The 26,508-nt window shown below is 69.5% G+C and carries 25 protein-coding genes and 1 tRNA gene; 17 read left to right on the forward strand and 9 right to left on the reverse strand.

The window, feature by feature from the left end:
- The first annotated feature begins 19 nt into the window (after positions 1–19).
- Positions 20–1,279 carry a molybdotransferase-like divisome protein Glp gene (gene glp, locus ABTV10_RS06315; RefSeq protein WP_433610790.1) on the forward strand — a complete coding sequence of 420 codons (1,260 nt, stop codon included), beginning with the start codon at positions 20–22 and terminating at the stop codon, positions 1,277–1,279.
- Between the two features lie 7 nt (positions 1,280–1,286).
- Positions 1,287–1,922 (forward strand): GNAT family N-acetyltransferase, encoded by a 636-nt coding sequence (locus tag ABTV10_RS06320; RefSeq protein WP_499033295.1) that lies wholly within the window; start codon positions 1,287–1,289, stop codon positions 1,920–1,922.
- A gap of 78 nt (positions 1,923–2,000) precedes the next feature.
- Here the strand turns inward: ABTV10_RS06320 and ABTV10_RS06325 are convergent, their stop codons facing one another.
- On the reverse strand, positions 2,001–2,738 hold the full coding sequence (locus ABTV10_RS06325; protein WP_499033296.1) for an MspA family porin: 738 nt from the start codon (positions 2,736–2,738) through the stop codon (positions 2,001–2,003).
- Positions 2,739–3,207: 469 nt separating this feature from the next.
- Between ABTV10_RS06325 and sepX the strand changes: the two genes are divergently transcribed.
- From sepX to ABTV10_RS06340, 3 genes are all read left to right on the forward strand, one after another.
- On the forward strand, positions 3,208–4,029 hold the full coding sequence (gene sepX, locus ABTV10_RS06330) for a divisome protein SepX/GlpR (RefSeq protein ID WP_499033297.1): 822 nt from the start codon (positions 3,208–3,210) through the stop codon (positions 4,027–4,029).
- 157 nt (positions 4,030–4,186) lie between these two features.
- A tRNA-Ala gene (locus tag ABTV10_RS06335) sits at positions 4,187–4,262 on the forward strand.
- Positions 4,263–4,643: 381 nt separating this feature from the next.
- Positions 4,644–5,519 (forward strand): RCC1 domain-containing protein, encoded by an 876-nt coding sequence (locus ABTV10_RS06340; RefSeq protein ID WP_499035147.1) that lies wholly within the window; start codon positions 4,644–4,646, stop codon positions 5,517–5,519.
- Positions 5,520–5,594: 75 nt separating this feature from the next.
- On the opposite strand, the gene ABTV10_RS06345 is transcribed toward ABTV10_RS06340, so the two are convergent.
- Positions 5,595–6,011, reverse strand: coding sequence for a helix-turn-helix domain-containing protein (locus ABTV10_RS06345; protein WP_433610798.1), 417 nt, complete (start codon positions 6,009–6,011; stop codon positions 5,595–5,597).
- Positions 6,012–6,244: 233 nt separating this feature from the next.
- Here ABTV10_RS06345 and ABTV10_RS06350 point away from each other — a divergent pair, with 233 nt between their 5' ends.
- Together ABTV10_RS06350 and ABTV10_RS06355 are read left to right on the forward strand one after the other, a co-directional pair.
- Complete coding sequence (locus ABTV10_RS06350; protein ID WP_433610800.1) at positions 6,245–6,388, forward strand: hypothetical protein; 144 nt, start codon at positions 6,245–6,247, stop codon at positions 6,386–6,388.
- Positions 6,389–6,515: 127 nt separating this feature from the next.
- Entirely contained in the window at positions 6,516–7,355 is an 840-nt protein-coding gene (locus ABTV10_RS06355) for an SDR family oxidoreductase (RefSeq protein WP_499033298.1), read from the forward strand.
- Here the strand turns inward: ABTV10_RS06355 and ABTV10_RS06360 are convergent.
- Together ABTV10_RS06360 and ABTV10_RS06365 are read right to left on the reverse strand one after the other, a co-directional pair.
- Complete coding sequence (locus ABTV10_RS06360; protein ID WP_499033299.1) at positions 7,339–8,037, reverse strand: ABC transporter ATP-binding protein; 699 nt, start codon at positions 8,035–8,037, stop codon at positions 7,339–7,341. The two genes, ABTV10_RS06355 and ABTV10_RS06360, sit on opposite strands and share 17 nt — an antisense overlap.
- 28 nt (positions 8,038–8,065) lie before the next feature.
- Entirely contained in the window at positions 8,066–9,133 is a 1,068-nt protein-coding gene (locus ABTV10_RS06365; RefSeq protein WP_499033300.1) for an ABC transporter permease, read from the reverse strand.
- Between the two features lie 128 nt (positions 9,134–9,261).
- On the opposite strand from ABTV10_RS06365, the gene ABTV10_RS06370 reads away from it, so the two are divergent.
- Genes ABTV10_RS06370 through ABTV10_RS06380 form a run of 3 tightly spaced genes read left to right on the forward strand, consistent with a single transcriptional unit; the run spans position 9,262 to position 11,631 of the window.
- A complete protein-coding gene (locus tag ABTV10_RS06370; protein WP_499033301.1) occupies positions 9,262–10,470 on the forward strand; it encodes a sensor histidine kinase in 1,209 nt (402 codons plus the stop codon).
- Positions 10,467–11,093 (forward strand): response regulator, encoded by a 627-nt coding sequence (locus tag ABTV10_RS06375; RefSeq protein ID WP_499033303.1) that lies wholly within the window; start codon positions 10,467–10,469, stop codon positions 11,091–11,093. The genes ABTV10_RS06370 and ABTV10_RS06375 overlap by 4 nt, the downstream gene beginning before the upstream one ends.
- A 22-nt stretch (positions 11,094–11,115) precedes the next feature.
- Positions 11,116–11,631 carry a DUF2505 domain-containing protein gene (locus tag ABTV10_RS06380; RefSeq protein WP_499033304.1) on the forward strand — a complete coding sequence of 172 codons (516 nt, stop codon included), beginning with the start codon at positions 11,116–11,118 and terminating at the stop codon, positions 11,629–11,631.
- Positions 11,632–11,633: 2 nt separating this feature from the next.
- On the opposite strand, the gene soxR is transcribed toward ABTV10_RS06380, so the two are convergent.
- The gene (soxR, locus tag ABTV10_RS06385; protein WP_499035148.1) at positions 11,634–12,095 is read right to left on the reverse strand and encodes a redox-sensitive transcriptional activator SoxR; all 462 of its coding nucleotides are present in this window, start codon (positions 12,093–12,095) and stop codon (positions 11,634–11,636) included.
- Between the two features lie 87 nt (positions 12,096–12,182).
- On the opposite strand from soxR, the gene ABTV10_RS06390 reads away from it, so the two are divergent.
- Positions 12,183–13,409 carry an arginine deiminase gene (locus ABTV10_RS06390; RefSeq protein ID WP_499033306.1) on the forward strand — a complete coding sequence of 409 codons (1,227 nt, stop codon included), beginning with the start codon at positions 12,183–12,185 and terminating at the stop codon, positions 13,407–13,409.
- A gap of 8 nt (positions 13,410–13,417) precedes the next feature.
- Here ABTV10_RS06390 and arsC read toward each other — a convergent pair whose 3' ends face one another.
- Positions 13,418–13,783, reverse strand: a complete 366-nt coding sequence (gene arsC, locus ABTV10_RS06395) for an arsenate reductase (glutaredoxin) (RefSeq protein ID WP_499033307.1) — start codon at positions 13,781–13,783, stop codon at positions 13,418–13,420.
- A 71-nt stretch (positions 13,784–13,854) separates the two neighbouring features.
- On the opposite strand from arsC, the gene ABTV10_RS06400 reads away from it, so the two are divergent.
- The 4 genes from ABTV10_RS06400 to ABTV10_RS06415 all read left to right on the forward strand — a co-directional run bounded on the left by ABTV10_RS06400 (position 13,855) and on the right by ABTV10_RS06415 (position 17,115).
- On the forward strand, positions 13,855–14,541 hold the full coding sequence (locus tag ABTV10_RS06400; protein WP_499033308.1) for an SDR family oxidoreductase: 687 nt from the start codon (positions 13,855–13,857) through the stop codon (positions 14,539–14,541).
- A 42-nt stretch (positions 14,542–14,583) separates the two neighbouring features.
- Positions 14,584–14,943, forward strand: a complete 360-nt coding sequence (locus tag ABTV10_RS06405; RefSeq protein WP_433610820.1) for a GntR family transcriptional regulator — start codon at positions 14,584–14,586, stop codon at positions 14,941–14,943.
- Positions 14,944–15,034: 91 nt separating this feature from the next.
- Entirely contained in the window at positions 15,035–15,463 is a 429-nt protein-coding gene (locus ABTV10_RS06410; protein ID WP_499033310.1) for a DoxX family protein, read from the forward strand.
- Positions 15,464–15,558: 95 nt separating this feature from the next.
- Positions 15,559–17,115 (forward strand): BCCT family transporter, encoded by a 1,557-nt coding sequence (locus ABTV10_RS06415; protein WP_499033311.1) that lies wholly within the window; start codon positions 15,559–15,561, stop codon positions 17,113–17,115.
- A 3-nt stretch (positions 17,116–17,118) separates the two neighbouring features.
- On the opposite strand, the gene ABTV10_RS06420 is transcribed toward ABTV10_RS06415, so the two are convergent.
- Together ABTV10_RS06420 and ABTV10_RS06425 are read right to left on the reverse strand one after the other, a co-directional pair.
- A complete protein-coding gene (locus ABTV10_RS06420; protein ID WP_499033313.1) occupies positions 17,119–18,162 on the reverse strand; it encodes a phosphatidylinositol-specific phospholipase C domain-containing protein in 1,044 nt (347 codons plus the stop codon).
- A 54-nt stretch (positions 18,163–18,216) separates the two neighbouring features.
- Positions 18,217–19,776 carry a dolichyl-phosphate-mannose--protein mannosyltransferase gene (locus ABTV10_RS06425; protein ID WP_499033314.1) on the reverse strand — a complete coding sequence of 520 codons (1,560 nt, stop codon included), beginning with the start codon at positions 19,774–19,776 and terminating at the stop codon, positions 18,217–18,219.
- Positions 19,777–19,799: 23 nt separating this feature from the next.
- Here ABTV10_RS06425 and rsmI point away from each other — a divergent pair, with 23 nt between their 5' ends.
- Positions 19,800–20,630 carry a 16S rRNA (cytidine(1402)-2'-O)-methyltransferase gene (gene rsmI, locus ABTV10_RS06430; RefSeq protein WP_499033315.1) on the forward strand — a complete coding sequence of 277 codons (831 nt, stop codon included), beginning with the start codon at positions 19,800–19,802 and terminating at the stop codon, positions 20,628–20,630.
- 536 nt (positions 20,631–21,166) lie between these two features.
- Positions 21,167–25,255 (forward strand): NACHT and WD repeat domain-containing protein, encoded by a 4,089-nt coding sequence (locus ABTV10_RS06435; protein ID WP_499033316.1) that lies wholly within the window; start codon positions 21,167–21,169, stop codon positions 25,253–25,255.
- Here ABTV10_RS06435 and ABTV10_RS06440 read toward each other — a convergent pair.
- Positions 25,176–26,480 carry an aminodeoxychorismate synthase component I gene (locus ABTV10_RS06440; RefSeq protein ID WP_499033317.1) on the reverse strand — a complete coding sequence of 435 codons (1,305 nt, stop codon included), beginning with the start codon at positions 26,478–26,480 and terminating at the stop codon, positions 25,176–25,178. The two genes, ABTV10_RS06435 and ABTV10_RS06440, sit on opposite strands and share 80 nt — an antisense overlap.
- Positions 26,481–26,508 lie beyond the last annotated feature (28 nt).

Consider the following 26,508-nt stretch of genomic DNA (forward strand, 5'->3'; position numbering starts at 1 on the left):
CGGGAGGACGAGGAACCACATGCGCTCGGTTGAGGAGCAGCAGTCGAGAGTCACTGCTGCCGCGGTCGCGCCCAGGCCCGTCCGGGTCGCGATCTCCGAGGCACAGGGATTGCTGTGCGCCGAAGAAGTGGTGACCGAACGGCCCCTGCCGGGCTTCGACCAGGCCGCGATCGACGGCTATGCCGTGCGCAGCGTCGACGTCCTCGCCGCGGGTACCGATATCCGCGGTGAGGACGGCGAGCCCACCGAGCTGACGCTGCCGGTCGTCGGCGAAGTCACGGCGGGCTCGCGGCAGCCGATCCGGCTGCAGCCGCGTCAGGCGGTGCGGGTCGACACGGGCGCGCCGCTGCCCACACTGGCGGACGCGGTGCTCCCGATGGACCGCACCGACGGCGGGCACGCCCGCGTCAAGGTCTACAAGCCGGTCCGGTCCGGCGACTACGTCCGACGCGCGGGCGACGACGTCCAGCCGGGCGACGTCGCCGTCCGCGCCGGCACGATCATCGGTGCCGCGCAGGTGGGACTGCTCGCCGCGGTCGGCCGCGACAAGGTTCTGGTGCACCCGCGGCCGCGCCTGTCGGTCATCTCCGTCGGCGGCGAGCTCGTCGACGTCGACCGGACCCCCGGACCCGGCCAGGTGTACGACGTCAACTCGTACGCGCTCGCGGCCGCGGCCCGCGACGCCGGCGCCGACGTCAATCGGGTCGGCATCGCGACGATGGATCCGCGACGCCTGCGTGAGGTGGTCGAGGGGCAGCTGATCCGCTCGGAGATCGTCGTGATCGCGGGAGCCGTCGGCGGCGGCGCCTCCGACGAGGTCCGTGACGCGCTGGCCGACCTCGGGAACCTCGAGGTGGAGCGCGTGGCGATGCATCCAGGTTCGGTGCAGGGATTCGGACAGCTCGGACGCGACGAGGTGCCGACGTTCCTGCTGCCGTCCAACCCGGTGAGTGCCCTGGTCGTGTTCGAGGTCATGGTCCGGCCGCTGATCCGGATCGCGTTGGGACGCCGCCAGCCGATGCGCCGGATCGTCACTGCGCGGACCGTCGGCCCCATCACGTCCATCGCGAACCGCAAGGGTTTTCTGCGCGGTCAGCTGATGCGCGACGAGTCGACGGGGGAGTACCTCGTCCAGGCCCTCGGGGGTGCGCCGGGCGCGTCGTCGCACCTGCTCGCGACGCTCGCCGAGGCCAACTGCCTGGTTCTCGTCGAGCCGGAGGTCACCGAGATCCATCCCGGCGAACAGGTGGAAGTCGCGTTCCTTGCGCAGCGGGGCTGAACGCTCGATGTCGGTGCATCCGGGTTGGCCCGCCCGGATCGGCCCGCTGCGGGTGCCGGCCGGGCGAGTGACGCTGCGTCCCATCCGGTTGCGGGATGCGGCAGTGTGGAGCCGGCTGCGTATCGAGAATCAGGAACACCTCGAACCGTGGGAGCCGACGGGGCAGGCGCCGTGGGCGGACCGGCACCACATCACGGCGTGGCCGGGACTGTGCTCGAGTCTTCGTTCGGAGGCCCGCAAGGGGCGGATCCTACCGATGGCCATCGAGCTCGACGGCAGCTTCTGCGGTCAGATCACGGTCGGCAACATCGTGCGCGGGGCGCTGTGCTCGGCGTGGATCGGCTACTGGGTCGCCAAGGAAGTCGGCGGGCAGGGGGTCGCAACAGCGGCACTGGGGCTCGGGTTGGACCACTGCTTCGGGCCGATGATGTTGCATCGGGTGGAGGCCACGGTGCGGCCCGAGAATCTGGCGAGCCAGGCGGTGCTCCGACATGCCGGGTTCCGCGAGGAAGGGTTGCTGCGCCGCTATCTCGACGTCGACGGTCAGTGGCGCGATCATCTGCTGGTGGCGATGACGGTCGAGGAGGTGCCGGGGTCGGTGTCCGATCGGCTGGTGCGTGAGGGTCGCGCGGACTGGGCGTAGTTCGGCCCGGCCGCTACGTCGGAGGACGAAGAACGGCCCCGCCGGTGCCCGACTGCCGACGGGGCCGCTCGGCCGACCTCAGACGATGACCGGGGGCCCGTAGCTGACGACGACGTCGTCGGCGACATCCGTGGAGGCGGTGAACAGCGCGTACGAGCGCACCGACACCGACCCCAGGGCGTGGTTGACCTCGAGGTGGACGTCCCGGAGGGTGATCGCGCACTGGTTGGACTTGCATTCCTTCTTCTGCACCGGGACCGTCGCGATGGTGCCGGGCGCGATCTGCGTCGACAGATTGCCCTCCACCGGTGTCTCGACGCCCAACTCGAGGGCCTGACCGTTGAAGAGTTCGACGACCGGCGGGACGTTGGGATCGGCGGCGAGGATCAGCGTCTCCGCTTGCTCGGGGATGTACACCGCACCGGGCGTGATCCCGGCGTTGCCGGTGATCACGGCGCCGTTGGAGACATCCGCCTGGTAGCCGATCTGGTAGCCGACCTCGAGGACGCCGCCCGTGTAGGGGGACCTGCCGTTGCCGCTGACGGTCGCGAGCGAGCGGCCGCTGGCGAAGATGTCGCGAGTGAACTGGTTCCCGGACAGCGGCGGAACGCTGTTGATGGACTGGCCGGTCTGGTCGATGTGGAGTTCCCAGCCGTCGAAGCTGGTGGTGTGGGCGGATGTGTCGTCCTGGTACGCGACGTCGGCGCCGGCCGAACCTACGGACACCGTGAGCGTCAGAGCCGCGGCCCCGGCGATGACGGCGGTGCTGGAGCGTGCGAGTTTGCGGCGAAGGAAAGACTGGTGATTCACGAGCATAGGAATTCCTCGTCTTCGTTTGTTCGCGACCGGCGCAAACCGGCCTCGGGCAGGTTGGTACGACTCCCGCGTCGGGCGTCCCGTGTGCAGTATTCGTTCTCGATCACTGGCGCGTAAGATTTTGGCGACTAGTTTTCTCAAATTTGATAAAGAAAAGCTAACAATTCGGCTTCGGCGCCCAATTGTGTCGTTTCCGGTATTCGCGCGAATCGCCGGAATTGTCCGGCGGTGTTGGCGGTGCGAGGTGGCGACCCGAGCGGTCTGGAGCGCCGGGACGGGGCGAGGCGGGCGCCGCCCCTGAATCTCGAGTCTGCAATTTCCCTCTCGAGGGGTGATAATCGAGTGACGGGTGTGACACCTGCGAAAGCTGAGTCGGCGCGTCTGCGAGGATGGGAGCGCGGATGCCACTACGCTGAACGGGTCAAGAGCGTCATCCGTGCTGGTAGACGAATGGGAGGAGGTCGCCGGTATGCCGAGTTCCTCGATCATCTGGATCGCGCTGGTAGCCGTCTGGCTGTTCGTCCTTGTTCCGATGCTTGTGAGCAAGCGGCCTCGAATTCGGCAGACGACGGATGCGGCGCTCGCCACTCGAGTGCTGTTCCGGGGAGGCGCGGACAGGCCGGCACGTGGTCCCGCGGCGGGGCATCGCAGTGATCCGAACTGGCATCACGGGCCGACATCGCAGAGCAGCGACACACACGGCGACGACGACATGTACGGCACAGACGCGGAGGACCGAATGGATGTTCACGCCGACTCCGAAATGATGGATGACGAGATGGACCGTGAGCGCGGTTCCGCGGGGGAATTTGTTCCGAATCGGCGCGGCCGGGGCGGATTCGACCCCGAGGCCGACGCCATTGCGCGTGCGGCGCGCTATCGGTTCCGGCAGCGCACCGTGCTGGGACTCGTGTTCGCGGCGATTCTCACCGCGGCGCTTGCAGTGGCTGTCAGCGCCGTCCTGTGGTGGGTGTTCGCGCTCGCGGCATGCGGACTCGTGGGCTACATGGCGTACCTGCGGCGCCAGGTCAACCTCGAGCAGGAGATCCGTCGGCGTCGGATGGCGCGGCTGGGCCGTTCCCGCCTGGGTGTGGAGTCCGACACCGACGACGAACTGCGCCTCGTGCCGTCGCGGCTCCGTCGTCCCGGGGCGGTGGTGCTCGAGGTCGACGACGGGGATCCGGCGTTCGACCATCTCGAGCACTACGACGCCGAGGTGGAGGACTACGGCGACCGGCGTGGTTACGACGGTTACCGCGGCGACGGAATGCGCCGGGCATCGGGGATGTGACGGCGCGAGCCGTCGAGAGCGCTGGGCGCCCGGTCACACACGGTGACCGGGCGCCTCTTTCTTTGCGTCGATCATGTGAGCTGACCAGGCGATTCGTTCTCCGGGGTCATCGCCTGTTACAGTTTCCGAGCGGTCAGCGAAAGCGGGACCGTGATTCGGGGCTGTGGCGCAGTTGGTAGCGCGCTTCGTTCGCATCGAAGAGGTCAGGGGTTCGATTCCCCTCAGCTCCACCACGAGAAACCCTGCTCACCGTATCCGGTGAGCAGGGTTTTCTGCTATGTGGCGAGCCAGGGCGTTGTGCCGAGCGTGTGCGCCTAGAGAACGCAAAGAATCCACCAAGCGGAGGCAGCCAGACTCGGCGGCAGATCCACATCGTCTCGACGATCTGCCTTCGAAAGGAGCCGAGAACCGTGCTTTCATCGCTATCCGAGTTGTTGGGGAGGGGGCGGCCGCGGGTGTCGCGGCGGGCTCGAACCGCCCTGCTCGTACCCCTCGCCGCTGCCGCGTGCCTGGCCCTCGCCGCGCCGTCCGTCGCAGCACCCGTCGGAGCCCCGATCTCTGCCAGTGGTGGTGCCGTAATTGCCTGGGGCGCAAATGGCGAGGGTCAGGTGAGGGTGCCGGCTGCGCCGTCGGGGCAGACGTTTGCCGCCGTCTCGGCGGGTTCCTATCACTCGCTGGCCCTGACGTCCGGTGGTGAGGTCGTGGCGTGGGGTCTCAATGACTACGGCCAGGCGACGGTGCCGGTGCTTCCGTCGGGGCAGACGTTCACTTCCGTCGTTGCGGGCGGTGTCCATTCGGTCGCGCTCACGTCGAATGGATGGGTGGTCGCCTGGGGTCACGGTCAGTACGGCCAGACGACGGTACCGGCACCGCCTGTAGGACAGCGGTATACCGCTGTCGCCGCCGGTGGTGTCCATTCGCTTGCGCTCACGTCTGCGGGGCAGGTGGTTGCGTGGGGTATGAACAACGAGGGTCAGGCGACAGCGCCGGCGCCGCCGGCGGGGCAGAAGTTCACTGCGGTCTCTGCCGGCTATGCGCATTCGCTGGCGCTGACATCGGATGGTCAGGTGGTTGCCTGGGGCAGTAACCGGGAAGGCCAGACGAGTGTGCCCACGCCGCCGGCAGGGCAGAAGTTCACTGCGGTCTCTGCCGGCAATGCGCATTCGCTTGCTTTGACGTCCGGTGGCCAGGTCGTTGCATGGGGCTTCAACGGCGACGGTCAGACAATGGTGTCGGCGCCGCCGGCCGGTCAGAGGTTCACTGCGGTCTCTGCGGGTGGCTTCGCGCATTCGCTTGCGCTGACGTCGGGTGGCCAGATTGTCGCGTGGGGCGCCAACGGTGTCGGCCAGTCGACGGTGCCGGCTTTGCCGTCCGGAAGGGTCTACACAAACATTGCGGCAGGGGGGTGGCACAGTCTGGCGATCGCATCCGAACGGCCCGTGAGTGAATCGCCGGGTTCGCTCTCGGGAGCGTTCGGTTCGCTGAGTTGACGCGCCCGTAGACGATCATTCGCGCCGGCGTCGATGGAACCTGTTCCTCGACTCCGGCGCGAATCGATACTCAGCTCAGCGCGACGCGTCCGGCGGGATCTCCGGGAGTCCTTCCGCGGCACGGAGCTTTTCCGCGAGCGTGGTGAGCAGTGCCTGCGATTCCTCGGACAGGTCGAATGCGCGGGTAGCGAGCCTGCGCAGCCCGTAGCCCTGCAGTTGGGCCAGCAACTCGAGGTCGTGGTCGACCTTTGCGGCGTAGATGTCGTTGAAGAAGTACGCCGGCTTCACCTTGAAGAACTTCGCGAATGCGGCGACGGTCTCGTCCGACGGGTTGCACCGCTGCCCCGACCGCAGCTGGGAGATGTACGGCTTCGAGATCTGGTGGCCGTCGGCGCAGAGGGCGTTCGCCACCTCGGCGTTGGTGTGCGGCTTCCTGCCAGGGGGATGAACTGTGTCGAAGAGCTTGTTGAGCCGTGCGGCGAAGTCAGACATCGCGAAGATAGTAACACCGGGAATAACCGGCGGGTAGCTCGTTGAGAGTGATTGGTCGACTGTTCGGAAGACCGACTCGCTGCCCCGTTCGAGACGGTGGAACGAGGGGTTGGCATGTGAATAACCTCGTGATAGCTCGTTGCCTCGATTCGGGGTAACGATGTCGGTCCGGTGTCGCCGGAACCTGGAAAATGTGAGTGCCTGCGGGGAAACTGGGACTCATGGACCGCAGAATGAGCGACAACGAATTGCGCCGGGCGATTCGCGTGCTGCGCGAGCGGGCGGACGACGCGCGCAGGCACGGTCGTCCCGAGGACGCGGACGGGATCGAGAAGACCATCCGCGACTACCAGGACGAGATGACACAACGCCTGTAGGCCTCGTCCCCACAACTCCGGCGCCGCACATCCTCGGTGCCGGAAGTCGTCGAGCGCGGAAAGTGGCGTGCGCCACGTACACTGCCGACACGGACCGAACCGATCGGCGAAGGTGGGGGAGCACGCGATGGCGATCACGACGTTCGACGGTAAGAAGTGCCTGATCACCGGGGCTGCCAGTGGGATCGGCCGGGCCACCGCGATCGCCGCTGCGGCGCGCGGCGCGCACGTGTTCCTCACCGACGTCAACGAGATCGGGCTGGCGGAGACCACCGCCCACATCGGCCGGGCCGGGGGCACCGTGAGCTTCTCCCGCGCCCTCGATATCTCCGACTTCGAGGCGGTCACCGCCTTCGCGGACGAGATCCACGATCAGTTCGGCAGCCTCGACATCGTGATGAATGTGGCAGGGATTTCCGCGTGGGGCACTGTCGAGAACCTCGAGCACCGGCACTGGAAGTCGATGGTCGACGTCAATCTGATGGGCCCGATCCACGTCATCGAGTGCTTCGTGCCGCCGATGATCGCCGCCGGACGGGGCGGGCACCTCGTCAACGTCTCGTCGGCGGCCGGCCTGCTGGCGTTGCCCTGGCACGCCGCGTACAGCGCCAGCAAGTTCGGGTTGCGAGGCGTGTCCGAGGTGCTGCGGTTCGACCTCAAGCGCCACGGCATCGGGGTGAGCCTCGTCGTCCCGGGCGGAGTCCGCACGGGCCTTGTGGGCACCGTGCAGATCGCTGGGGTGGACCGCTCCGATCCGCGGATCGAGAAGCTCACCCGCCGGTTCGAGAAGCGCGCGGTCACCCCCGAGAAGGTGGCCGCCTGCATCCTCTCGGGGATCGAGAAGAACCGCTTCCTCGTGTACACGTCCCCGGACGTCCGGTTCGGCTACTGGTGGGCGCGCAAGTTCGCGCCGCCGTACGAGTTCGTCATGCAGAAGGCGAACGACCAGTTCAGTAAGCTCCTGTAGCCGCGGGGACAGCCCGGGGCCGCAGCCGCCCGCTGTGCATCTCGTACGCCGCGTCGACGAGGTCGAGCTGGTTCAGGTCGTGGGTCACCATCACCGTCGCGACCGAGCGCTCCCGGCTCAGGTCGGCCAGCAGCGCGACGATCTCCCGACTGCGTTCCTCGTCGAGAGCCGATGTCGGTTCGTCGACCAGCAGCACCGCGGGGTCGTTCATGAGCGAGCGGGCGATCGCGACGCGCTGACGCTGGCCACCGGAGAGCTGATTCGGGCGTCGGTCCAGCTGGCCCTCCAGGCCGAGGCTGCTCAGCAGGTCCCGGGCGCGTCGACGGCTCTCCCGGACCGACCCGCCGTTCAGATGCGTGATCATCTGCAGTTGCTCGGTGGCGGTGAGGGACGGCAGCAGGTTCGACTGCTGGAACACGAAGCCGAGCTTCTCGCGCCGGACATCGGTGCGCGCCGCGCGGTCGAGGCCGGTGACGTCGGTGCCGTCGATCGTCACGGTGCCGGAGTCGGGCGAGGTCAGCAGCCCGGCGACGGCGAGGACGCTCGACTTGCCGGACCCGGACGGGCCGGTCACGGCGACCAGTTCGCCGCGATCGACGTGGAGGTTCACCTGGTCGAGGACGCGCAGTCGGGTGTCGCCGTCGGGGTAGGTGAGGACGATGTCGCGGAGGTCGATGCTCATGGGGGTCCTTTCGGGGTTGTAGGCCGGCTCAGCGGGCGGTCGCGAGCGCGGACTGCGGGTCGATCGAGACGATGCGGGCCAGGGCGGCGGTGGCGCCCACCATGCCCATGACGATCAGCGCGACGAACGGGACGAGCGTGCCGGACAGGGTCAGCGTGAACGGCACGAACTGGGATGCGATCGCACCGACGCCCACCGCGGCGAGGGTGCCGAGGCCGGCGCCGAGCACCAGCACGATCAGTGACTGGCCGAGGGCGTCCTTGAGCAGGTACTTCGTGGATGCGCCGACCGCCTTGAGGACCGCCAGGTCCTGGCTGCGCTGGATGGTCCAGACGGTGAAGAACGCACCGACCACGAGGGCACTGACGGTCATCAGCATCGCCTGCATCAGGAGCAGCGAGCCCCGCTCCGACGTGTAGGAGCCGATCGCGTCGAGGGCACCCTTCTCGTCGGTGATCGACGTGCCGGTCGCCGCGGCGGCGCCGTCGGCGTCGAACCCGCCCGAGGTGCGGAGGGCGACGACGGTGCCGTCGCTGCCGCCCGCGGAGGGCAACTGCGTCCACATCTCGTGGTCGATCCACACCACCGGCTGGTGGCTGTAGAAGGACTCGTCGACGAGCGCGGTGATCGTGAATGTCTCTGTGCCGATGGTGATTCGGCTGCCCACGGTCCACCCGTTGTCCTTGGCGAGGTCGGTGTCGACGGCAGCCGATCCGGCGTCGAGCGGGACGGGGGCGGCGAAGGACCCGCCGTCCACACCGAAGGCGGAGGCGGCCACCTCCCGGCCGTTCGTGCTGATCCGCACCGGTGCGATTCCGACGACGGCGGCCTCGTCGACACCGGGCGTCGCGGCCAGGGCGTCGCGCTGCTGCTCGGTGACCGTGGACTCACCGAACGACAGCGACTGCCCCTCGGCAGGTGCACCGAACGCGAAGTTGTCGGCGCCGATGTGCTGGACCGCGGCGATCGACTGGTTACCCAGTCCTGCGGTCAGCCCCGACAGCATCACGACCATCAGGGAGATCAGGAACAGGGCCGAGCTCATGATGGTGAATCGGCCCTTGGCGAAGCGGAGATCTCGAATACTGAGGAACATGTCATCCACCTTCGCGTGGAGTGAGGGGTCGGGGCATCGCACATCGGTTGACATCCTCGGTCCATCGAAAGTTGGAGATGGCCGTCCGAGGCGGCAGACGCTGCATCGGCGGTGTTAGCGTGAGTGAAATGCAGACCTCTGACGTGTACCACCCGGGCGGTGTCGCCCCGGTGCTGCGCGCGATGCGGATCGGCGCGCACCTGCTGTTCGTGTTGTTGCTCGCGGTCGGCGTCGGACGGGTCATCGCCTCTCAGGGCACCCACGGCTGGTGGATCGTGGTGCTCGCGATCGCCGAACTCGGGTGGTACGTGTGCGGGGTCTTCTTCGTCGAGCGCGGCCGGGGTGGCGGCAAAGCGGACAAGGCATCGGGGCGGGTGTGGCTCGCAATCCTCGTCATCGGTTGGCTGGTGCTGGTGGCCTCGAACCCCGACTTCGTGTGGCTCTCGTTCGCGTTGTTCTTCCTGTGCTTCCACCTGCTGTCGATCCCGCAGGCGCTCGGGGCGACGGCGGCGCTGACGGCGGTGTCGATCGGGGCGAGCCTGTGGCACGGTGTGTCCAACACGATGGCGTCCATCCTGGGACCCCTGATCGGAGCGGCGGTCGCCGCCGGCATGGCGATGGTGTACGAGCAGTTGGTACGTGAGGCGAGGGAGCGGCAGGTGTTGGTCGACGAGCTCACCGAGGCTCATCGTGAACTACTCGGGGCGCAGGACGAACTGGTTGCGCTGCAACGGGAATCCGGTGCGCTCTCCGAGCGTTCGCGGTTGGCCCGCGACATCCATGACACCCTCGCGCAGGGGTTCTCGTCGATCCTGCTGTTGGCGCGCGCTGGTCTGCGCGGCACCGAGACCGCGCCGATCTTCACTCAGATCGCCGATACGGCACAGCAGAACCTCGTCGAGGCCCGCCGCGTGGTGGCCGCGCTCGCGCCCGCCGCCCTCGAGTCGGCGCCGCTCGAATCGGCGCTGAGCCGGTTGCTCGAACAACTGTCCGACCAGACCGGCATCGCCGGCGAACTGCTCACGGACGGCGAGTCGGCCGCGCTCTCGATGGACTACGACGTGGCTCTGCTGCGGGTCGCGCAGAGCGCGCTCGCGAACGTGCGCCTGCACTCGCAGGCTCAGCGCGTCCGGGTGACGCTGAGCTATGCGGGCGACGAGGTCCGCCTCGACATCGTCGACGACGGTGTCGGGTTCGATCAGCGCGAGGCGGGCGGGTTCGGTCTGCGCGCGATGCGGGATCGGCTCGCCGAGCTCGGCGGCACACTGGTCGTCGAGTCCGCCCCCGGCGACGGAACCGCTGTTGCCGCAACACTTCCCGTCGGGAGGCCGGCGTGAGCGCGGTCCGGGTCCTGCTGGTCGACGACCACCCGGTGGTGCGTGCCGGCCTGCGCGCATTGCTGGCGTCGCACGAGGAGGTCGAGGTGGTGGCCGAGGCGTCGTCTGGCGAGGAGGCGGTGGCGTTCGCGGCGACCGCGAAACCCGATGTGGTGCTGATGGATCTGCGGCTCGGCGCCGGTATGGACGGCGCCGGCGCGACCGCGCAGATCACCGCGATGCCCGAGCCGCCGCGGGTCGTGGTGCTCACGACGTACGACACCGACGCCGACATCCTGCGGGCGGTGGAGGCGGGCGCGTCCGGCTATCTGCTCAAGGACACCGCCCCGCAGGTGCTGATCGATTCGGTGTTCGCCGCGGCGCGCGGTGAGACCGTGCTGGATCCCGACGTGGCGCAGCGGCTGTACCGGCGGATGCAGCAGCCCCGCGCCGACCTGAGCGCGCGAGAGGTCGAGGTGCTCGGGCTCGTGGCCCAAGGGTTGTCGAACCGGGCAATCGCCAAGCAGTTGTTCGTCAGTGAGGCCACCGTCAAGTCGCATCTCGTGCACGCGTTCACGAAACTCGAGGTCGACAGTCGCACCGCCGCCGTCGCGGCGGCCCGCGAACGGGGCCTCATCGCCTGAGCGATCCGGTACCGTCGGCTCCATGCCGAAGCGATTCGAGTTCTCGGCCGAGTTCGATCACCCCGTCGAGCGCGTGCATGCGCTGCTGACCGACGAGGATTACTGGCGCTCCCGCGCGGCCGACGGGTCGTCGCGCGCCGAGGTGCGTGTGGAGGCGGCAACGTCCGACGACGGGCAGCGGCTGGTGACGGTGACGATGGTCGAAACCGTCGATTCGGACAACTTTCCGGCCTTGGTGCGCAAGGTGATTCGTGGTGAGATGCGGATGGAACGGGTCGACGCGTGGCGGCCCGTCCACGACGGCGCGGCGACGGGCCTGGTCACCGGGCGTTCCACCGGGATCCCCGTCGCGATCGACGGCGAGTACGCCCTGCGCTCGCACGGCGTGGGATCGGTGCTGGACGTGCGCGGCACCATCACCGTGCGCGTCCCGCTGGTCGGCGGGCAGATCGAGCTGCTCGCCCGACAGATGGTGTCCCAGATGGTCGAGCGCGACCGCACCGAGGCGCAGAGCCGTCTCGACGGCGAGCGGGCGTGACGTCAGTCCAGGTCGACGTCGATGACGCGGGCGCCCGGCCCTTCGGTGCCGAGCTCGTCGTGCGGGTTGGCCAGCGTGCAGCTCGCGAGCGAGAGGCAGCCGCAGCCGATGCAGTTGGTGAGGTCGTCGCGGAGCCGGACCAGCTGTTCGATGCGGCGGTCGAGGTCGGCGTGCCAGCGGCTCGACAGTCGGGCCCAGTCGTTGCGGGTGGGTGTGCGGCCGTCGGGCAGGGTCGAGAGGGCGTCCCGGATCTCGGCGAGCGGGATCCCGACACGCTGTGACAACCGGATGAACGCGACGCGGCGGAGGGCGTCGCGCTTGTAGCGGCGTTGGTTGCCGCTGGTGCGGCGGCTCGAGATCAGGCCCTCGCGTTCGTAGAAGTGCAGCGCCGAGACGGCGACCCCGCTGCGTTCGGACAGCTGCCCGGGGGTGAGCTCCCTGGTGTTCCAGTCCGGCTTGTCCATGATGTCCGCCTCTCCCGAGCCCACAACCTCGACAATAGTCGAGGATTGTGAGGTGCCGACCGACCCACGCGGGACTACCGTTTACCCATGAGCGTGCAGGAGGCCTCCGGGCTCGGCGTCGACACCGAGGTGGGGACGCTGCGGTCGGTGCTGCTCCACCGCCCCGGCGACGAGCTCAGACGCCTCACTCCCCGCAACAACGATCAGCTCCTGTTCGACGGGCTGCCGTGGGTGGATCGCGCGCAGGACGAGCACGACGCGTTCGCCGCCCTGCTACGCCGGCACGGTGTCGAGGTGCTGCTGCTCGCCGACGTGCTGACCGAGACCCTCACGACCAGCGGCGCGGCGCGCATGCAGGGCATCTCGGCTGCGGTCGATCCGCGCAAGCTCGGACACGCGCTCGCTCAGGATCTGGCCGCGCACCTGCGCGGTGTCCCGGCCGACGAACTGTCCGCGATCCTCACGGCGGGCATGACGTTCGACGAGTTGCCGATCGGCACGGGCGCCGCGACGCCGTCCCTGGTGCGGCTGATGCACCACGGCGGCGACTTCGTCATCGACCCGTTGCCGAATCTGCTCTTCACCCGGGACTCGTCGTTCTGGGTCGGCGGTCGCGTCGCGATCACGTCGCTCGCGTTGCCCGCGCGGGTGCGCGAGGCGTCGCTGACCGACCTGATCTATGCGCACCATCCGCGCTTCCGCGGGGTGCGGCGGGCATACGAATCGCACACCGCCCCGGTCGAAGGCGGGGACGTGCTGCTCCTCGCGCCCGGTGTGATCGCGGTGGGGGTGGGGGAGCGGACCACCCCGGCGGGTGCGGAAGCGTTGGCGCGCAGCGTCTTCGAAGACGGGCTCGCGCACACGGTGCTCGCGGTGCCGATCGAGCAGCGCCGCGCGTCGATGCACCTGGACACGGTGCTGACCATGGTGGACTCGGATGCCGTGGTGATGTATCCCGCCGTGCGGGACACCTTGTCGGCGTACACGATTCGACGTGAGGACGGACTGGTCTGCATCGGCGGACCGGAGCCGTTCCTGGAGGCGGCCGCGACGGCGATGGGCATCGGCAAGCTCCGGGTGATCGACACCGGACTCGACCACATCACCGCCGAACGCGAGCAGTGGGACGACGGCAACAACACGCTCGCGCTGGCGCCCGGTGTCGTGGTGGCCTACGAGCGCAATGTCGAGACGAACGCACGGATGGAGGCGTCGGGCATCGAGGTGCTGCGCATCTCCGGGGCGGAATTGGGGTCGGGCCGGGGCGGACCGCGGTGCATGTCGTGTCCACTTGCGCGCGATCCGCTGGCCTGACCGGCGGACTACAGGATCTCGCGCACCTTCTCGTAGGGGCGCGCCAGGACGGTGCCGCGGTCGGTCACCACGATCGGGCGTTCGATCAGGATCGGGTTGGCGACCATCGCGTCGAGCAGTTCGTCCTCCGACGCCGTCGCGAGTCCGAGTTCCGCGAAGAGGGCCTCCTTCTTGCGGATGGCCTCGCTGGGGCGCAGGCCGGCGTCGTCGAGCAGCTTGCGCAGACCGTCGTGCGACGGCGGCGTCTCGAGGTACTTGACGACGGTGGGCTCGATGCCCGCGTCCTCGATGAGCTTCAGGGTGTTCCGCGACGTGCTGCAGCGCGGGTTGTGATAGATCGTTGCGGTTTTCGCGGTGTCGTTCGTGCCTGCCATGTCAGTCATTGTGCACTGGGACAATGGCAGGGAGCGGACACGTCATGTCGAACCAGTGTGAGGAGTCCACCATGACCGATCGACGCGTCGTCATTGCCGGCGGGCACGGCAAGCTCGCCAGGCATCTGATCAAACTGCTCACCGCCTCGGGGGACCGGGCCGTGGCGCTCATCCGCAACCCCGACCACGAGGGCCCGGTGCGCGCGCTCGGCGCGCTCCCGCAGATCGTGGATCTCGAACACGCCACCGCCGGCGAGGTCGCTGAACTGCTCCGAGGCGCCGACGCCGTGGTGTTCGCAGCCGGAGCCGGCCCGGGGAGCGGCGTTGCCCGCAAGGACACCGTCGACCGTGGCGCGGCGGTGCTGATGGCCGACGCGGCGGAGCTGGCCGGAGTTCGGCGGTTCGTACAGGTCAGCTCGTTCGGGGCGGGCGAGCCTGTTCCGCCGGGAACCGACGAGGTGTTCGCCGCGTACCTGACCGCGAAGTCGGCGGCCGAGGAGGATCTGCGCGGACGCGATGCCCTGGACTGGACGATCGTGCGGCCCGGCGAGCTCACCGACGAGGAGCCGACGGGGGAGGTGGCGCTCACCGAACCGCCGCTCGAGCGCGGCACCGTGCCGCGCGCCGATGTCGCGGCGGTGATCGTCGCCCTGCTCGCGTCGGGGGCGGACGGCCACACGCCGCGGGCGGTGGGCCGCACATTGATGCTCACGGAGGGCTCGATTCCGGTCCAGGACGCCGTCGCCGTGTTACCGTGAGTTCACGGGCCGGATCAGCAAGGACGACGAACGGGGACGCCGGTGGAGATCGAGATCGACCACGACGCTGCGACGCCGCCGTTCGAGCAGTTGCGGGTGCGCATCCTCGAACTCGTCCGCAACGAGGAGCTGGTCGCGGGTACCAAGATCCCGACGGTGCGCAAGCTCGCCGCCGACCTGGGGATCGCGCCGAACACGGTGGCCCGCACGTACCGCGAGCTCGAACAGCTCGGGGTGATCGAGACGCGCGGTCGGCTCGGTTCTTTCATCGCGGCGACCGGCGATCCGACGCGGACCAAGGCGCAGCGGGCCGCGACGGAGTACGTGGCGACGGTTCGTCGGCTGGGGATGTCCGACGAGGACGCGGCGGCGTTCGTCGCGACCGCGCTCAAGGGGGCCTGACACATTTGGTTGACGCTTCAACTTAAACGTGTCAGAGTGGGGACATCCGAGGGCGCGGCTCCGCGCGTCCGATCCCATCCTGAGGACTCTCATGAACTCCACGGCTTTCCGTGACGCCACCCTGCTCATCGCCCGCGTCGGAATCGGCGTCATCTTCATCGCCCACGGCTGGCAGAAGTTCTTCGACTGGGGAATCGACGGCACCCAGGCCGCGTTCGCCGGCATGGACATTCCGCTCGCCGACGTCTCGGCGATCGTCGCCGCCACGATCGAGCTGGTCGGCGGCATCGCCCTGCTCATCGGACTCGCCACCCGCATCGCGGGTGTCCTGCTGTTCCTCAACATGCTCGGGGCGTTCTTCCTCGTCCACATCGGCAACGGCGTCTTCGTCGGGGACGGCGGCTACGAGCTGGTCGTGGCCCTCGGGGTCGGTTCGCTGCTCATTGCCGGTGTCGGTGCGGGCCGGGTCAGCGTCGACGCCTTCGTCGGCAAGAACTCGCGCATCCTGTCCGCGGCATAGCGATCCCACGCCCGCCGCACGCGAGCAGCACCCGGACGCCGCCACGAGCGTCCGGGTGCTTGCTTTTGCGCAGGAAGATGAGCAGCGTGTGGGGAATGGCAGGCACGCGTGAATTGCCCGGAACCGATCGTGTCGTGTTCGGCGTCGCCGCGGGTGCGGTCGCCGCCATCCTCGTCTGGGGACTGGCCGCGCCCGACAACCTCGAGACGGTCACCGGGAACATGCTCGACTGGCTGGTCGAGAACCTGGGTTGGCTGTTCGTCATCGCCGCCTCCGGTTTCGTGATCTTCGCGCTGTGGCTCGCCGCCAGCCGGTACGGGCGGGTGCCGCTCGGTAAGGACGGCGAGAAGCCCGAGTTCACCACCGTCAGCTGGATCGCGATGATGTTCAGCGCGGGCATGGGCATCGGACTGATGTTCTTCGGTGTCGCCGAACCCCTCGCACACTTCGTCACACCGCCTCCCGGCACCGACGGCGGTGTCGGAACGGCCATGGCCACCACCATGTTCCACTGGAGCCTGCACCCGTGGTCGATCTATGCGGTGATGGGACTGGCGATCGCCTACGGCACCTACCGCAGGGGGCGCCCGCAGCTGATCAGCGCGGCCTTCTTCCCGCTCCTCGGGCGGCGCAGCGAAGGACCCATCGGCCGGATCATCGACATCCTCGCGATCTTCGCGACGATGTTCGGCACCGCCGCGTCCCTGGGGCTCGGTGCGCTGCAGATCGGCTCCGGCCTCGAGGTCGTCGGCTGGATGGGCGAGGTGGGCACCCTCCTGCTGGTCGCGGTCGTCGCCGTGCTCACTCTCGCCTTCGTCGCGTCCGCGGTGTCCGGCGTGGCCAAGGGCATCCAATGGCTCTCGAACATCAACATGGTGCTCGCCCTCACCCTCGCGGTGTTCGTCTTCGTGCTGGGGCCGACCGTGCTGATCCTCAACCTCGTGCCCACCACGATCGGCAACTACGCCGCCGAGCTCTCGCTGATGTCCGCGCGGACGGCGGCGTCGAGCAATCCGGCCACCGCGGAATGGCTGTCGTCGTGGACGATCTTCTACTGGGCCTGGTGGATTTCGTGGACCCCGTTCGTCGGGATGTTCCTCGCCCGCATCAGCCGCGGCCGCACCATCCGCCAGTTCGTGGTCGGGGTCATCCTGATCCCGAGCCTCGTCAGCCTGCTCTGGTTCTCCGTGTTCGGTGGCGCCGGCATCAACGAGCAGCAGGAGGGCATCGACCTCGCCGGCCGCGACACCACCGAGAGCCAGTTGTTCGGCATGCTCGAGCATCTGCCGTTGTTCGGGCTCTCGACCGTCATCGTGATGGTGCTGGTCGCGATCTTCTTCGTCTCCGGCGCGGACGCCGCCTCGATGGTGATGGGCACGCTGTCGCAGCGCGGGGCGCTCGCACCGGCCCGCTGGGTCGTCGTGTTCTGGGGTCTGCTCACCGGCGGTGTCGCGGCCCTGATCCTGTGGACCGGCGGCGCCGAGGCGCTGAACGGACTGCAGACGATGACGATCATCGCGGCCGCACCGTTCGTCATCGTCATGATCGGCCTGTGCATCTCGCTGTACCGGGACCTGTCGCGTGACCCGATGATCCTCGCCGAGCGCAAGGAACGGCGACTGTCGGTGCGGGCCCGCAGTCGCTGGACGTGACGGTCAGCCACGGTCGGTGACCATCGACAGGATCCGGGGAAGCGGCGTCCAGTCGGTGGAGACCACGGACGCCGACCGGCCCGCGAGTTCCAGAACCCGCGCCCGCGCGTCCGCTTCCGGCGGAGCGACCGGGTCGAGCGCCGGATTCACCTTGTGCGCGTCGGTCATGACGACGAGATAGCCGCTGTCGCGGTACCACGCGGCGTCGATCCCGCCGCCCGTGAAGTCCGACGCGTCGCCGTCGAACACCACGAACCACGGCCGCAGGCCCGCCTCGTACCGCATGCGCGGATCGCCGGCCTGCGCCTTGTGCACCGCGGGGAAGGCGCTCGCGAGACCCAACCCGTCGACCCGGGCGAGGTCTGCCAGGTGCGTCGCGTAGGCGCGGTCGGTCCACCAGGTGTCGAGCGGGTTGTTCTCCTGCACGGTCCCCGGGATCAACTCGATCAGGAACTTTCCGCGCAGCGCATCCGCCGCGGGCCACCCCGCGGTCCGGACGGCGTCGTCGAGTGTCGCGGCGGACCCACCGTGGGCAAGGAGATCGGCCGGCGCGAACACCGCATCCCCGAGATGGCTGCGCACCAGCGCGTCGAACTCCGCCGGACCGCGGCCGAACGGTGCGGTGAAACCGTCCTTCATCTCGACCTTCACCACGACGGGCGCGTGGTTCGGGTTCGCGTCGTGCCACGTTCGCAGGTCGTCGAGGCAGCCGCCGAGGAACCGATCGAGCGGACCCGTCCGTAACTGCGAAGCCGACGTCGCTCCCGTGCAGTTGTTGTCGTTCGCGATCGGATTGGAGTGCGACACGCGCCACTCCGGGCCTGCGGCATTGGTCCACACGTCGAGTTCGATCAGGCCGGCACCGGCATCGAGCGCATCGGTGAGGAACGGGTAGCGCTGCTTCTCGAACGTGTTGTGGACGCCCACCGACGTCACATCGGACCAGCGGGGCGCCACCGGGCCGGCATCGGCTCGCGCCGTTGCCGGTACGAGCACGGTCAGCACGGCGAGGGCGGTCACGATTCCCGCGAGAGACGATCTGGACATCCGGTGCACACTACCCACGCGCGGGGCCGGACGGATGCCTTTCAGCCGCCGGGGTCAGCGCCAACTCGGCAGCCACAGTTCCCGCTGCCACATCTCCGGGGTGATCGGCACCGCAGTGAGGATCGGCCACAACCACACGAAATTCGCGACCACGAGGCCCACGTACAGGCACACCGCGAGCAGACCGGTGCCGCGCCGCTCGGCCGAATCCTTCGCGGCGCCGAGAATCTCGCCGAGAATCAGCGCGATCGCCATCACGAAGAACGGCGCCAGCGCGACCGCGTAGAAGTAGTACATCTGCCGGTCCAGCGTCACGAACCACGGGAGCAGCGCGGCGGCGTACCCGGTGAGCACTGTCGCGTACCGCCAGTCGCGGCTCACGAACGTCCGCCACAACGCCCATCCGAGCACCGGCACCGCCAGCCACCACATGGCGGGCGTGCCGATCAGCATGACCGCCTTCACGCAGCTCGGCCCGCCGCAGCCGGACACGTGCTCGCCTTCGGCGTAGTAGTACAGCATCGGCCGCAGACCCATCGGCCACGTCCACGGCTTCGACTCCCACGGGTGGTGGTTGCCCGCCGAGTTGGTGAGCCCCGAATGGAATTCGAGCACCTTGGCGCTGTAGTACCACAGCGACCGCAGCGCGTCCGGCACGAACCCGAACGGTCCGCCGGTACCGACCTCGTTGCCCACCGCGTGCCGGTCCACACCGGTTTCGCTCGCGAACCACGCCCAGTACGTCGCCAGATAGACGCCGAGCGGCACCAGCACCAGCGCGTACAGGGAGGGGCCGATGTCGCGGATCGCGGTCCCGACCCACGGCCGGCGCACGCCGTACGCGCGTCGGGCCGCGATGTCGAAGCCGACGCACATGAGCCCGAAGAACGCGATGAAGTACATGCCGGACCACTTGGTGCCGCACGCCAGCCCGAGCATGATGCCCGCGCCGAAACGCCACCACCGGACGCCGAGTCTCGGGCCGAACGCGGTGACGTCGATGCGTCCCTCCGCCCGTACGCGGGCCATCCGCTCCCGCACCTGGTCGCGGTCGACGACGAGGCAGCCCAGCGCCGCGACGGTGAACAGGGCCAGGAAGATGTCGAGCATCCCGAGCCGCGACGAGACGAACGTGACGCCGTCGACGATCAGGAGCAGGCCGGCGATGGCACCGATCAGCGTCGACCGGGCCATGCGCCGCACGATACGCACGACGAGCAGCACCAGGATCGTCCCCGCCATCGCCGACGCGAACCGCCAGCCCCACGCGTTGTACCCGAACAGCGCCTCGCCGATCGCGATCAGCTGCTTGCCGACCGGCGGATGCACCACCAGCCCGTACGCGGGGTTGTCCTCGATGCCGCCACCGGTCAGCACCTGCCAGCCCTGCGGCGCGTAGTGCTTCTCGTCGAAGACCGGCGTCCCGGCGTCGGTGGGGTAGTTCAGCATCGTGAACCGGGTGATCGCGGCCAGCGCCGTCACGAGCGCCGTCACGATCCAGCCGCGGCGTCGATCGGTCAGGCCGAAGTCGGGCGCCGGCGCCAGTGGCGCCGGGCTCACGAGTCGGGCACTGCCGGACGACGGCACAGGACGATCGTCCGTCAGCTGGGTCACGAGTCGATCGTAGGCTGTCATCCATGACTGGTCGCCTCGTCCTCGCCGCAACTCCGATGGGCGACATCGGTGATGCCTCCGATCGCCTGCGCAACGCGCTCGGATCCGCCGACGTCGTCGCCGCGGAGGACACCCGTCGCACCAAGGCTCTCGCGGCCGCACTGGGGGTCACCATCACCGGTCGGGTCGTCAGCTTCTACGACCAGGTCGAGGTCAACCGATTGCCCGCACTCCTCACCGACCTCGAGGAGGGGCGGACGGTCCTGCTCGTCACCGACGCCGGGATGCCGTCGGTGAGCGACCCCGGCTACCGGTTGGTCGCTGCGTGCGTCGAGAAGGATCTGCCGGTGACGTGCCTGCCCGGACCGTCCGCGGTCACGACGGCGCTGGCGTTGTCCGGGCTGCCGGTCGAACGGTTCTGCTTCGACGGGTTCCCGCCCCGCAAGCCGGGGCAGCGCCGTGCCTGGCTGGAGATGCTGCGCACCGAGCCGCGGGCGTGCGTGTTCTTCGAGGCGCCGCACCGGCTAGCGGCCTGCCTCGCCGATGCCGTCGACGTCCTCGGAGGGGATCGGCGTGCCGCCGTCTGCCGGGAGCTGACGAAGACCTACGAGGAGGTCCGCCGCGGCACGCTCGCGGAGTTGGCCGAGTGGGCCGCCGACGGTGCCCGAGGTGAGATCACTGTGGTCCTCGAGGGCGCGCAGCCGGTCTCCGCCGATCCCGAGGATCTCGTCGGGGAAGTGGAGCGTCTCGTCGCCGAGGGCGTCCGGCTCAAGGACGCGTGCGCTCAGGTCGCCACCGATGGCGTGTCGAAGCGAGAGTTGTACGAGACGGTGCTCGCGACGCGTCGGGGCTGACGCCCGCGCGGTGGAATGACGGCGTGGTTTGCCGGCCCCCGCCGACCCCCGTCGGAGTCACTCACCCGCGGGTAGGGGCTTCGATTGAGATCGAAGCCCCACCCGGCGGGGTCGCGGCCGCATCGGCGGGGGCCGCACCCAACAGCACCATCAGCCCCAAAGTCGCTGCGATCACGAGAGTGGCCGCTACTGCCGGCGGTGTTCTCGCCGTCAACTTCGTCGCTCGTTCGATCATCGCGCGCTCCTCCTCCGTGGCGTGCGCCGGCCGGGACTACCCCTCGTCTGTCTCCAGCCCCAACCGGCAACCGCGCCGCCGGCTCTGGGGCCGTTGTGCGTCGATGTCGACTTTGCCCCGCTTGGCGGAACTCAGAAACCGACGAGTCCGCACGAGGCGCTATCATCGCAGTTCGCAGGCGGTGAGGAATTAATCCGCAGCGGAATTCGAGTGGTCTTCCAGGTCGTCCGCGGCCCTCTGTCGAGGGCGGAATCGAGACGAATCGGACCAACGAGTCGGGGATGGAGGAGGGACGCGGGCGATGACGTCCGAGACCGAACAGATGCCGGACGCGGGGCAGTCGGGCTCGCAGGCACGCCTGTTCTTTGCCGACCAACTCCGGCTCCTGTTCGCGACCGCGGGGGGACCGCCGCTGAAGAAGGTGGTCTCCGAAGCCGCCACCCTCACGCGCTCGATGGGCGGGGAGAAGCCGGCGTCGGTTCAGCGCGTCAGTGACTGGCGGTCCGGCAAGCGGATGCCGGCCACCTTCGAATCCGTCCGTCCGGTGCTGGCCGTGCTGATCCGCATGGCGCGCTCACTCCACGTCGGCCAGCCGCCCACCGACGGGCTGTTCTCGATGCGGCAGTGGGAGACGTGGTGGCGCAGCGCCAACGCGGTCCCCGCCGCCCGGACCGCGGGCGCCGGCGCCGAGCCGATCGTCCCGGCCCTCCCCGCGGGTGTGCGGCCCTACCGCGGACTCGCCCCGTACCGGGAGAAGGACGAGCGACTGTTCTTCGGTCGACGGCACAGCGTGAGCAGCCTCGTCGCCGCGGTGCTGTCGGCGCAGGGGCAGGGCCTGGTGATCGTCACCGGCGCCTCCGGTGTCGGCAAGTCGTCGCTCGTGCAGGCCGGCCTCATTCCCGAACTGCGCGGACACGACCGCGGCGAGGGCCGGACCGCGTTCGCGCCGATCGTGTTCGCGCCCGGCGCGAACCCGCTCGATGCCCTGGTCGCGGCGGTGCCGGAGCTGGAGAAGTGCATCGCCGCCCCCGATCACGCGCAGATCGACCTGGCGCTCCGCGAAGCCGCGGGCCGAACGGGGGCCGCCCAGGTCCTGCTGGTCGTCGACCAGATCGAAGAGCTCTTCACGCAGTGCACCGATCCGGACCAGCGGACGCGATTCCTCACGGTGCTCGATTTCGCGGCCACGGCCCGGTTCGGCCAGGAGCCGTCCGAGACGCCGTCCGTCGTGGCGACCATGCGCTCGGACTTCTACGCGCAGGCCCTCGCCTACCCGGTACTCGCTCGCGCGCTGGAACAACGCAGCAAAGCGGTGGCGCCGTTGCTCCGCGAGGACGTCGTCGAGGTGATCACGCAGCCGGCCCGGATGATCGGGTTGAAACTCGAGCCCGGCCTGGTCGATCTGATCCTCAACGACCTCGGGGTGCTCACGGAGCCGTCCCCGAACCCGCCCGAGGGCAGCGGCGCGGTGCTGCCGGAGGGGAGCGGCACCGTGCTGCCGCTGGTCTCGCATCTGCTCGACACCATGTGGGAGCGGCGCCGCGGCGGCCAGCTCACCATCGCGAACTACCGCGGCACCGGCGGCGTGCTCGGCTCCATCGCCGCCGCCGCCGAACAGGCCTGGGAACAGCTCGACGAACGTGGCCGCGTCCTCGCGCGCGCGATGATGGTGCACCTGGTGTACGTGACCAGTACCGGCACCGACGTCAAGATCCGCCGCACCCTCGCGCAGCTCGTCGCCTTCGAGGGCGCCGACACCGGCGCCGGACGGCGCGTGATCGACCACTTCGTCAACGCCCGTGTGCTCGTCGTCGACGGCGACGACGTCGAGCTGATCCACGACGCGGTGATCGTCACCTGGCCGCGGCTCGCGACCTGGATCCAGGAGGACCGGTCCTACTCCGCGCTGCGGCAGCAGGTCGAGACCGACGCGGTGCACTGGGACGACGCGAAGCGCAACAACAGCCTGCTCTATCACCGCGGTCGCCTCGACCTGCTGGCCGAGCACGCCGCGAAACGTGCGGACAACTCCACCGACACCACCGAGGCCGGCATTCCCGCGGTGGCGGCGTCGCTCACGCCTGCGGCCGCCGACTTCCTCGACGCGTCCGTCCGCCAGGTGCGACGCCAGTCCTGGATGGAGCGGAGCGTGATGACCGCCCTCGCGTTCTCCGCGGTGGTCGCGTTGGTGATGGGCGTGATGGCGCTGGCCGCGAAGTCCCGCGCCGAGAACGAGCGCAGTGCGGCGCAGTTTCAGCAGGTCGTGGCCCTGGCCGACGCACTCCGTGACAGCGACCCGACCACGTCGGCGCAGCTCTCGCTCGCCGCGTGGCAGATGCGCCCCGGCAGCGACGACGCCTTCTCCCGGCTGGTCGCGACCGAGAACACGCCCATCTCGCGCGCCCTGCCCGGACACACCGGACCGATCTACGGGGTGGCGATCTCGGCCGACGGCCGGACGCTCGCGACGGCGAGCGACGACCGGACGGTGCGCCTGTGGGACTTCACCGATCCGTCCGATCCGGTCCAGGTGGGCGCAGACCTGACCGGATCGCAGCAGTACATGGCATCGGTGTCGTTCAGTCGCGACGGTCGACTGCTCGCCGCCGGCAGCGGCGACGGCGCGATGTGGATCTGGGACGTGACCGACCGTGCCGCGCCGCGTCCGCTGGTGGAGGGCGTGCGGTCGGCGCCCGGCGCCGTGCACAACGTGCGGTTCAGCCCCGACGGCACGCTGCTCGCGGTCCCGCACGACAACGGCACCGTCACCCTCGTCGACACGTCGGACCCCGTCTCCGGACGGTTCCCGACGTGGACGCTGCATGGCCATTCCGGTGCGGTGCGGACGGTGTCGTTCCGCGGGGACTCGGTCCTCGCGACGTCGAGCGACGACCGCACCGTCCGGGTGTGGGACGTCGCCGACCCGGCGCGCCCGGTCCAGATCGGTCGTGAGCTGTCGGGCTTCGACGACGTGGTGCATTCGGTCGCGTTCAGCCCGGACGGCCGCAGCCTCGCCGCGAGCAGCGACGACGGGCTGATCCGGATGTTCGACACCACCGATCTCGCGGCGATCCGCCCGATCGACACCCCGATCCAGGCGCACACGGGCGGCATCTGGACCATCGCGTTCGCCGCGGACGGGGCGACCCTGGCGAGCGCGTCGTGGGACGGGACCGCGAAACTGTGGTCGGTGGACCCGGCGACGCGCGTCCTGCACGAGATGAAGCCCGCGCTCAGCGGCAACGGCGGTGGGGTTCCGGCGCTCGCGCTCTCCCCGGACGGCGGTGCGATCGTCACCGGTGGCCAGGATTCGGTGCTGCGGGTCTGGACGTTGGCGCCGGGGACGGTCCCGGTGTCGGATGCGCAGTTGACGTTGCCGTCGATGAACCGGTCCGGGTCGCTGCTGGCGACCGCCGGATACGACACCGCGGTGCGGCTGTGGGCGGTCGACGAGCAGGGCCGCCTCGAGCAGGCCGGGTCGATCGACGTGCCGCGACCGCGCGGCGGCGCGAATGTCGCGGCGCTGTCACCGGACGGCCGGATCCTCGCGACCACGCAGACCTCGGGCGGCCACGTGCAGTTGTGGGATGTGCAGGATCCCGCGAAGCCGACCCCGTTGGGTCCCGCCATCGTCACCGCGACCCGGTTCACGTGGGAGATGGCGTTCAGCCCGGACGGGCGGACCCTGGCGATCGGCGACGACGACTTCAGCGTCGCGCTGTGGAACATCGAGGATCCCCGCGCGCCCGTCATCCGCGGCCGGAGCTTGACCGGACCGCACAATCTGGTGCGCAGCGCCCAGTTCAGCCCGAGCGGCGACCTGCTGGTGGTGGCCAGCGCCGACGGCGACATCCACGCGTGGGACGTCACCGATCCGTCCGCGGCTGCGCCGCGGGAGCTGCGGGGCGGCGGTCACGAGGGCGGCGTCAACGCCCTCGCGTTCAGTCCGGACGGTTCGACGATGGTCACCGCGAGTGACGATCACACGCTGCTGCTGTGGGATCGCGACGCCGACGGCGGATTCGACCGGCGTCCGGAACCACTGCGGGGGCACACCGGGACGGTGTACAGCGTCGCGTTCACAGCGGACGGATCCCACGTCGTCAGCGGCAGTGACGACGGCTCGGTCCTGTTGTGGAGCGTCGCCGACGACGGCGAGGCCGTCGGAGGCCCGTTGACGACGATCGGCAAGGGACGCTGGCAGGTGACGACCATGCCGCGGACCGACACCGTTGTCGCCGGTGGCGGTGACGGCGTGCTGCGCATGTGGCGGCTGGACGCGGACACGATCACCGGGCGGATTTGTGCCGCTACCTCGGAACTGACGCAGGATCGGCCGGCGCATTTCGAGATGCCGGAGTCGGGACAGGATGCGTGCGGGACGCGGTGAGCGTCACGATGCTGCGCGCCTTGTCGAGGCATTCCTGCCATTCGGCGGCGGGATCGGAGTCGATCGTGATGCCGCCGCCGACGCCCAGTTCCACCCGGCCCGTCGGGTCGAACTCGACGGTGCGGATCGCGACGTTGAGTTCGAGACCCGCGACCGGGCTGTGCATCCCGACGGTGCCGCAGTAGACGCCCCGCGGCTCCGGCTCCCACTGCGCCAGTAGTTGTCGCGCGGAGAGTTTGGGGCAGCCGGTGACCGACGCGGGCGGGAAGGTGGCGTCGATCAGCGCGGCGGCGTCCACGGCGTCGGGGACGGTCGCGGCGACGGTGGAGACCAGGTGCCAGACGCCGGGGGCCGGTTTGACCCGCAGCAGATCGGTGACCCGGACGGATCCGGGCTCGGCGACCTGGCCCAGATCGTTGCGGACGAGGTCGACGATCATCACGTTCTCGGCCACGTCCTTGACCGAGCCGCGCAGCAGTTCGGGATTCTCGCCGAGCGGCAGCGTGCCCTTGATGGGGCTCGACGTGACGGTGCCGCCGTGCCGGGACAGGAACACCTCGGGCGACAGCGACGCCACCGAACCCCACGGGCCCTGCACGAAGGCGGCCCGGCTGGGGCGGGTCCGCTCGACGGCGTCGGCGAAGAAGTCGGTGGGCAGCCCGGAACTGGTGCCGTGGAATCGCGCGCACACGCACGCCTGGTAGACGTCGCCGCGGGCGATGGCGTCGAGGCAGGCCTCGACGCCGCGACGGTGGGCGTGCCGGTCCGGTTCGGTCCATTCGACGTGCCACGGCTCCGGAGCGGCGTCCGGGTGGCGTACCGCTCGCACGACGTCGTCGGGGCACGGCTCGTCCCGCAGGCTCTCGAACCACCAGCACCCCGACGCGTCGAGTCGCACGACGTGATCGGTCCAGCCGCCGGCCGCGGCGGGCAGCGTCCCGGTCCGGTCGGGGTAGGCGCGGTAGCCGATCCAGCCGCCGCCGACGAGCAGTCCGTCCGGTACCGGTGTTTCACGTGGGTCGGACCCGGCAGGCGGCCGCAGCGTGAAGGCCGCCGCGGGGTCGCACGGGACTGCCCGCACGCTCGGGGCGATCACCGCGGCAGTGCCGAACCAGCGTCCGGTCAGGCCGGCCGGCGGGGGAAGCTGCCGCGACCGAGCCCGCCGAGCCAGTGCGCGGAACACGTCGGCGGCGGTGCCACCGTCTCCGAGCCGCTCGATCCGCATCGGTCCAGCTTTCCATGGGCGGCGGGCG

The sequence above is a fragment of the Paraburkholderia sp. RHO2 genome, assembly GCF_050955445.1.
Taxonomy (GTDB): Bacteria; Actinomycetota; Actinomycetes; order Mycobacteriales; family Mycobacteriaceae; genus Prescottella; species Prescottella agglutinans_A.

Coding starts and splice junctions, on each gene's coding strand:
- ABTV10_RS06390 (WP_499033306.1), top strand. CDS start 12,183: ATGAGCGTGCAGGAGGCCTCCGGGCTCGGCGTCGACACCGAGGTGGGG.
- ABTV10_RS06360 (WP_499033299.1), bottom strand. CDS start 8,037: ATGAGCATCGACCTCCGCGACATCGTCCTCACCTACCCCGACGGCGAC.
- ABTV10_RS06415 (WP_499033311.1), top strand. CDS start 15,559: ATGGCAGGCACGCGTGAATTGCCCGGAACCGATCGTGTCGTGTTCGGC.
- ABTV10_RS06345 (WP_433610798.1), bottom strand. CDS start 6,011: ATGTCTGACTTCGCCGCACGGCTCAACAAGCTCTTCGACACAGTTCAT.
- ABTV10_RS06365 (WP_499033300.1), bottom strand. CDS start 9,133: ATGTTCCTCAGTATTCGAGATCTCCGCTTCGCCAAGGGCCGATTCACC.
- arsC (WP_499033307.1), bottom strand. CDS start 13,783: ATGGCAGGCACGAACGACACCGCGAAAACCGCAACGATCTATCACAAC.
- ABTV10_RS06440 (WP_499033317.1), bottom strand. CDS start 26,480: ATGCGGATCGAGCGGCTCGGAGACGGTGGCACCGCCGCCGACGTGTTC.
- ABTV10_RS06350 (WP_433610800.1), top strand. CDS start 6,245: ATGAGCGACAACGAATTGCGCCGGGCGATTCGCGTGCTGCGCGAGCGG.
- ABTV10_RS06435 (WP_499033316.1), top strand. CDS start 21,167: ATGACGTCCGAGACCGAACAGATGCCGGACGCGGGGCAGTCGGGCTCG.
- ABTV10_RS06370 (WP_499033301.1), top strand. CDS start 9,262: ATGCAGACCTCTGACGTGTACCACCCGGGCGGTGTCGCCCCGGTGCTG.
- ABTV10_RS06410 (WP_499033310.1), top strand. CDS start 15,035: ATGAACTCCACGGCTTTCCGTGACGCCACCCTGCTCATCGCCCGCGTC.
- soxR (WP_499035148.1), bottom strand. CDS start 12,095: ATGGACAAGCCGGACTGGAACACCAGGGAGCTCACCCCCGGGCAGCTG.
- ABTV10_RS06325 (WP_499033296.1), bottom strand. CDS start 2,738: ATGCTCGTGAATCACCAGTCTTTCCTTCGCCGCAAACTCGCACGCTCC.
- sepX (WP_499033297.1), top strand. CDS start 3,208: ATGCCGAGTTCCTCGATCATCTGGATCGCGCTGGTAGCCGTCTGGCTG.
- rsmI (WP_499033315.1), top strand. CDS start 19,800: ATGACTGGTCGCCTCGTCCTCGCCGCAACTCCGATGGGCGACATCGGT.
- ABTV10_RS06420 (WP_499033313.1), bottom strand. CDS start 18,162: ATGTCCAGATCGTCTCTCGCGGGAATCGTGACCGCCCTCGCCGTGCTG.
- ABTV10_RS06400 (WP_499033308.1), top strand. CDS start 13,855: ATGACCGATCGACGCGTCGTCATTGCCGGCGGGCACGGCAAGCTCGCC.
- ABTV10_RS06355 (WP_499033298.1), top strand. CDS start 6,516: ATGGCGATCACGACGTTCGACGGTAAGAAGTGCCTGATCACCGGGGCT.
- ABTV10_RS06380 (WP_499033304.1), top strand. CDS start 11,116: ATGCCGAAGCGATTCGAGTTCTCGGCCGAGTTCGATCACCCCGTCGAG.
- glp (WP_433610790.1), top strand. CDS start 20: ATGCGCTCGGTTGAGGAGCAGCAGTCGAGAGTCACTGCTGCCGCGGTC.
- ABTV10_RS06320 (WP_499033295.1), top strand. CDS start 1,287: ATGTCGGTGCATCCGGGTTGGCCCGCCCGGATCGGCCCGCTGCGGGTG.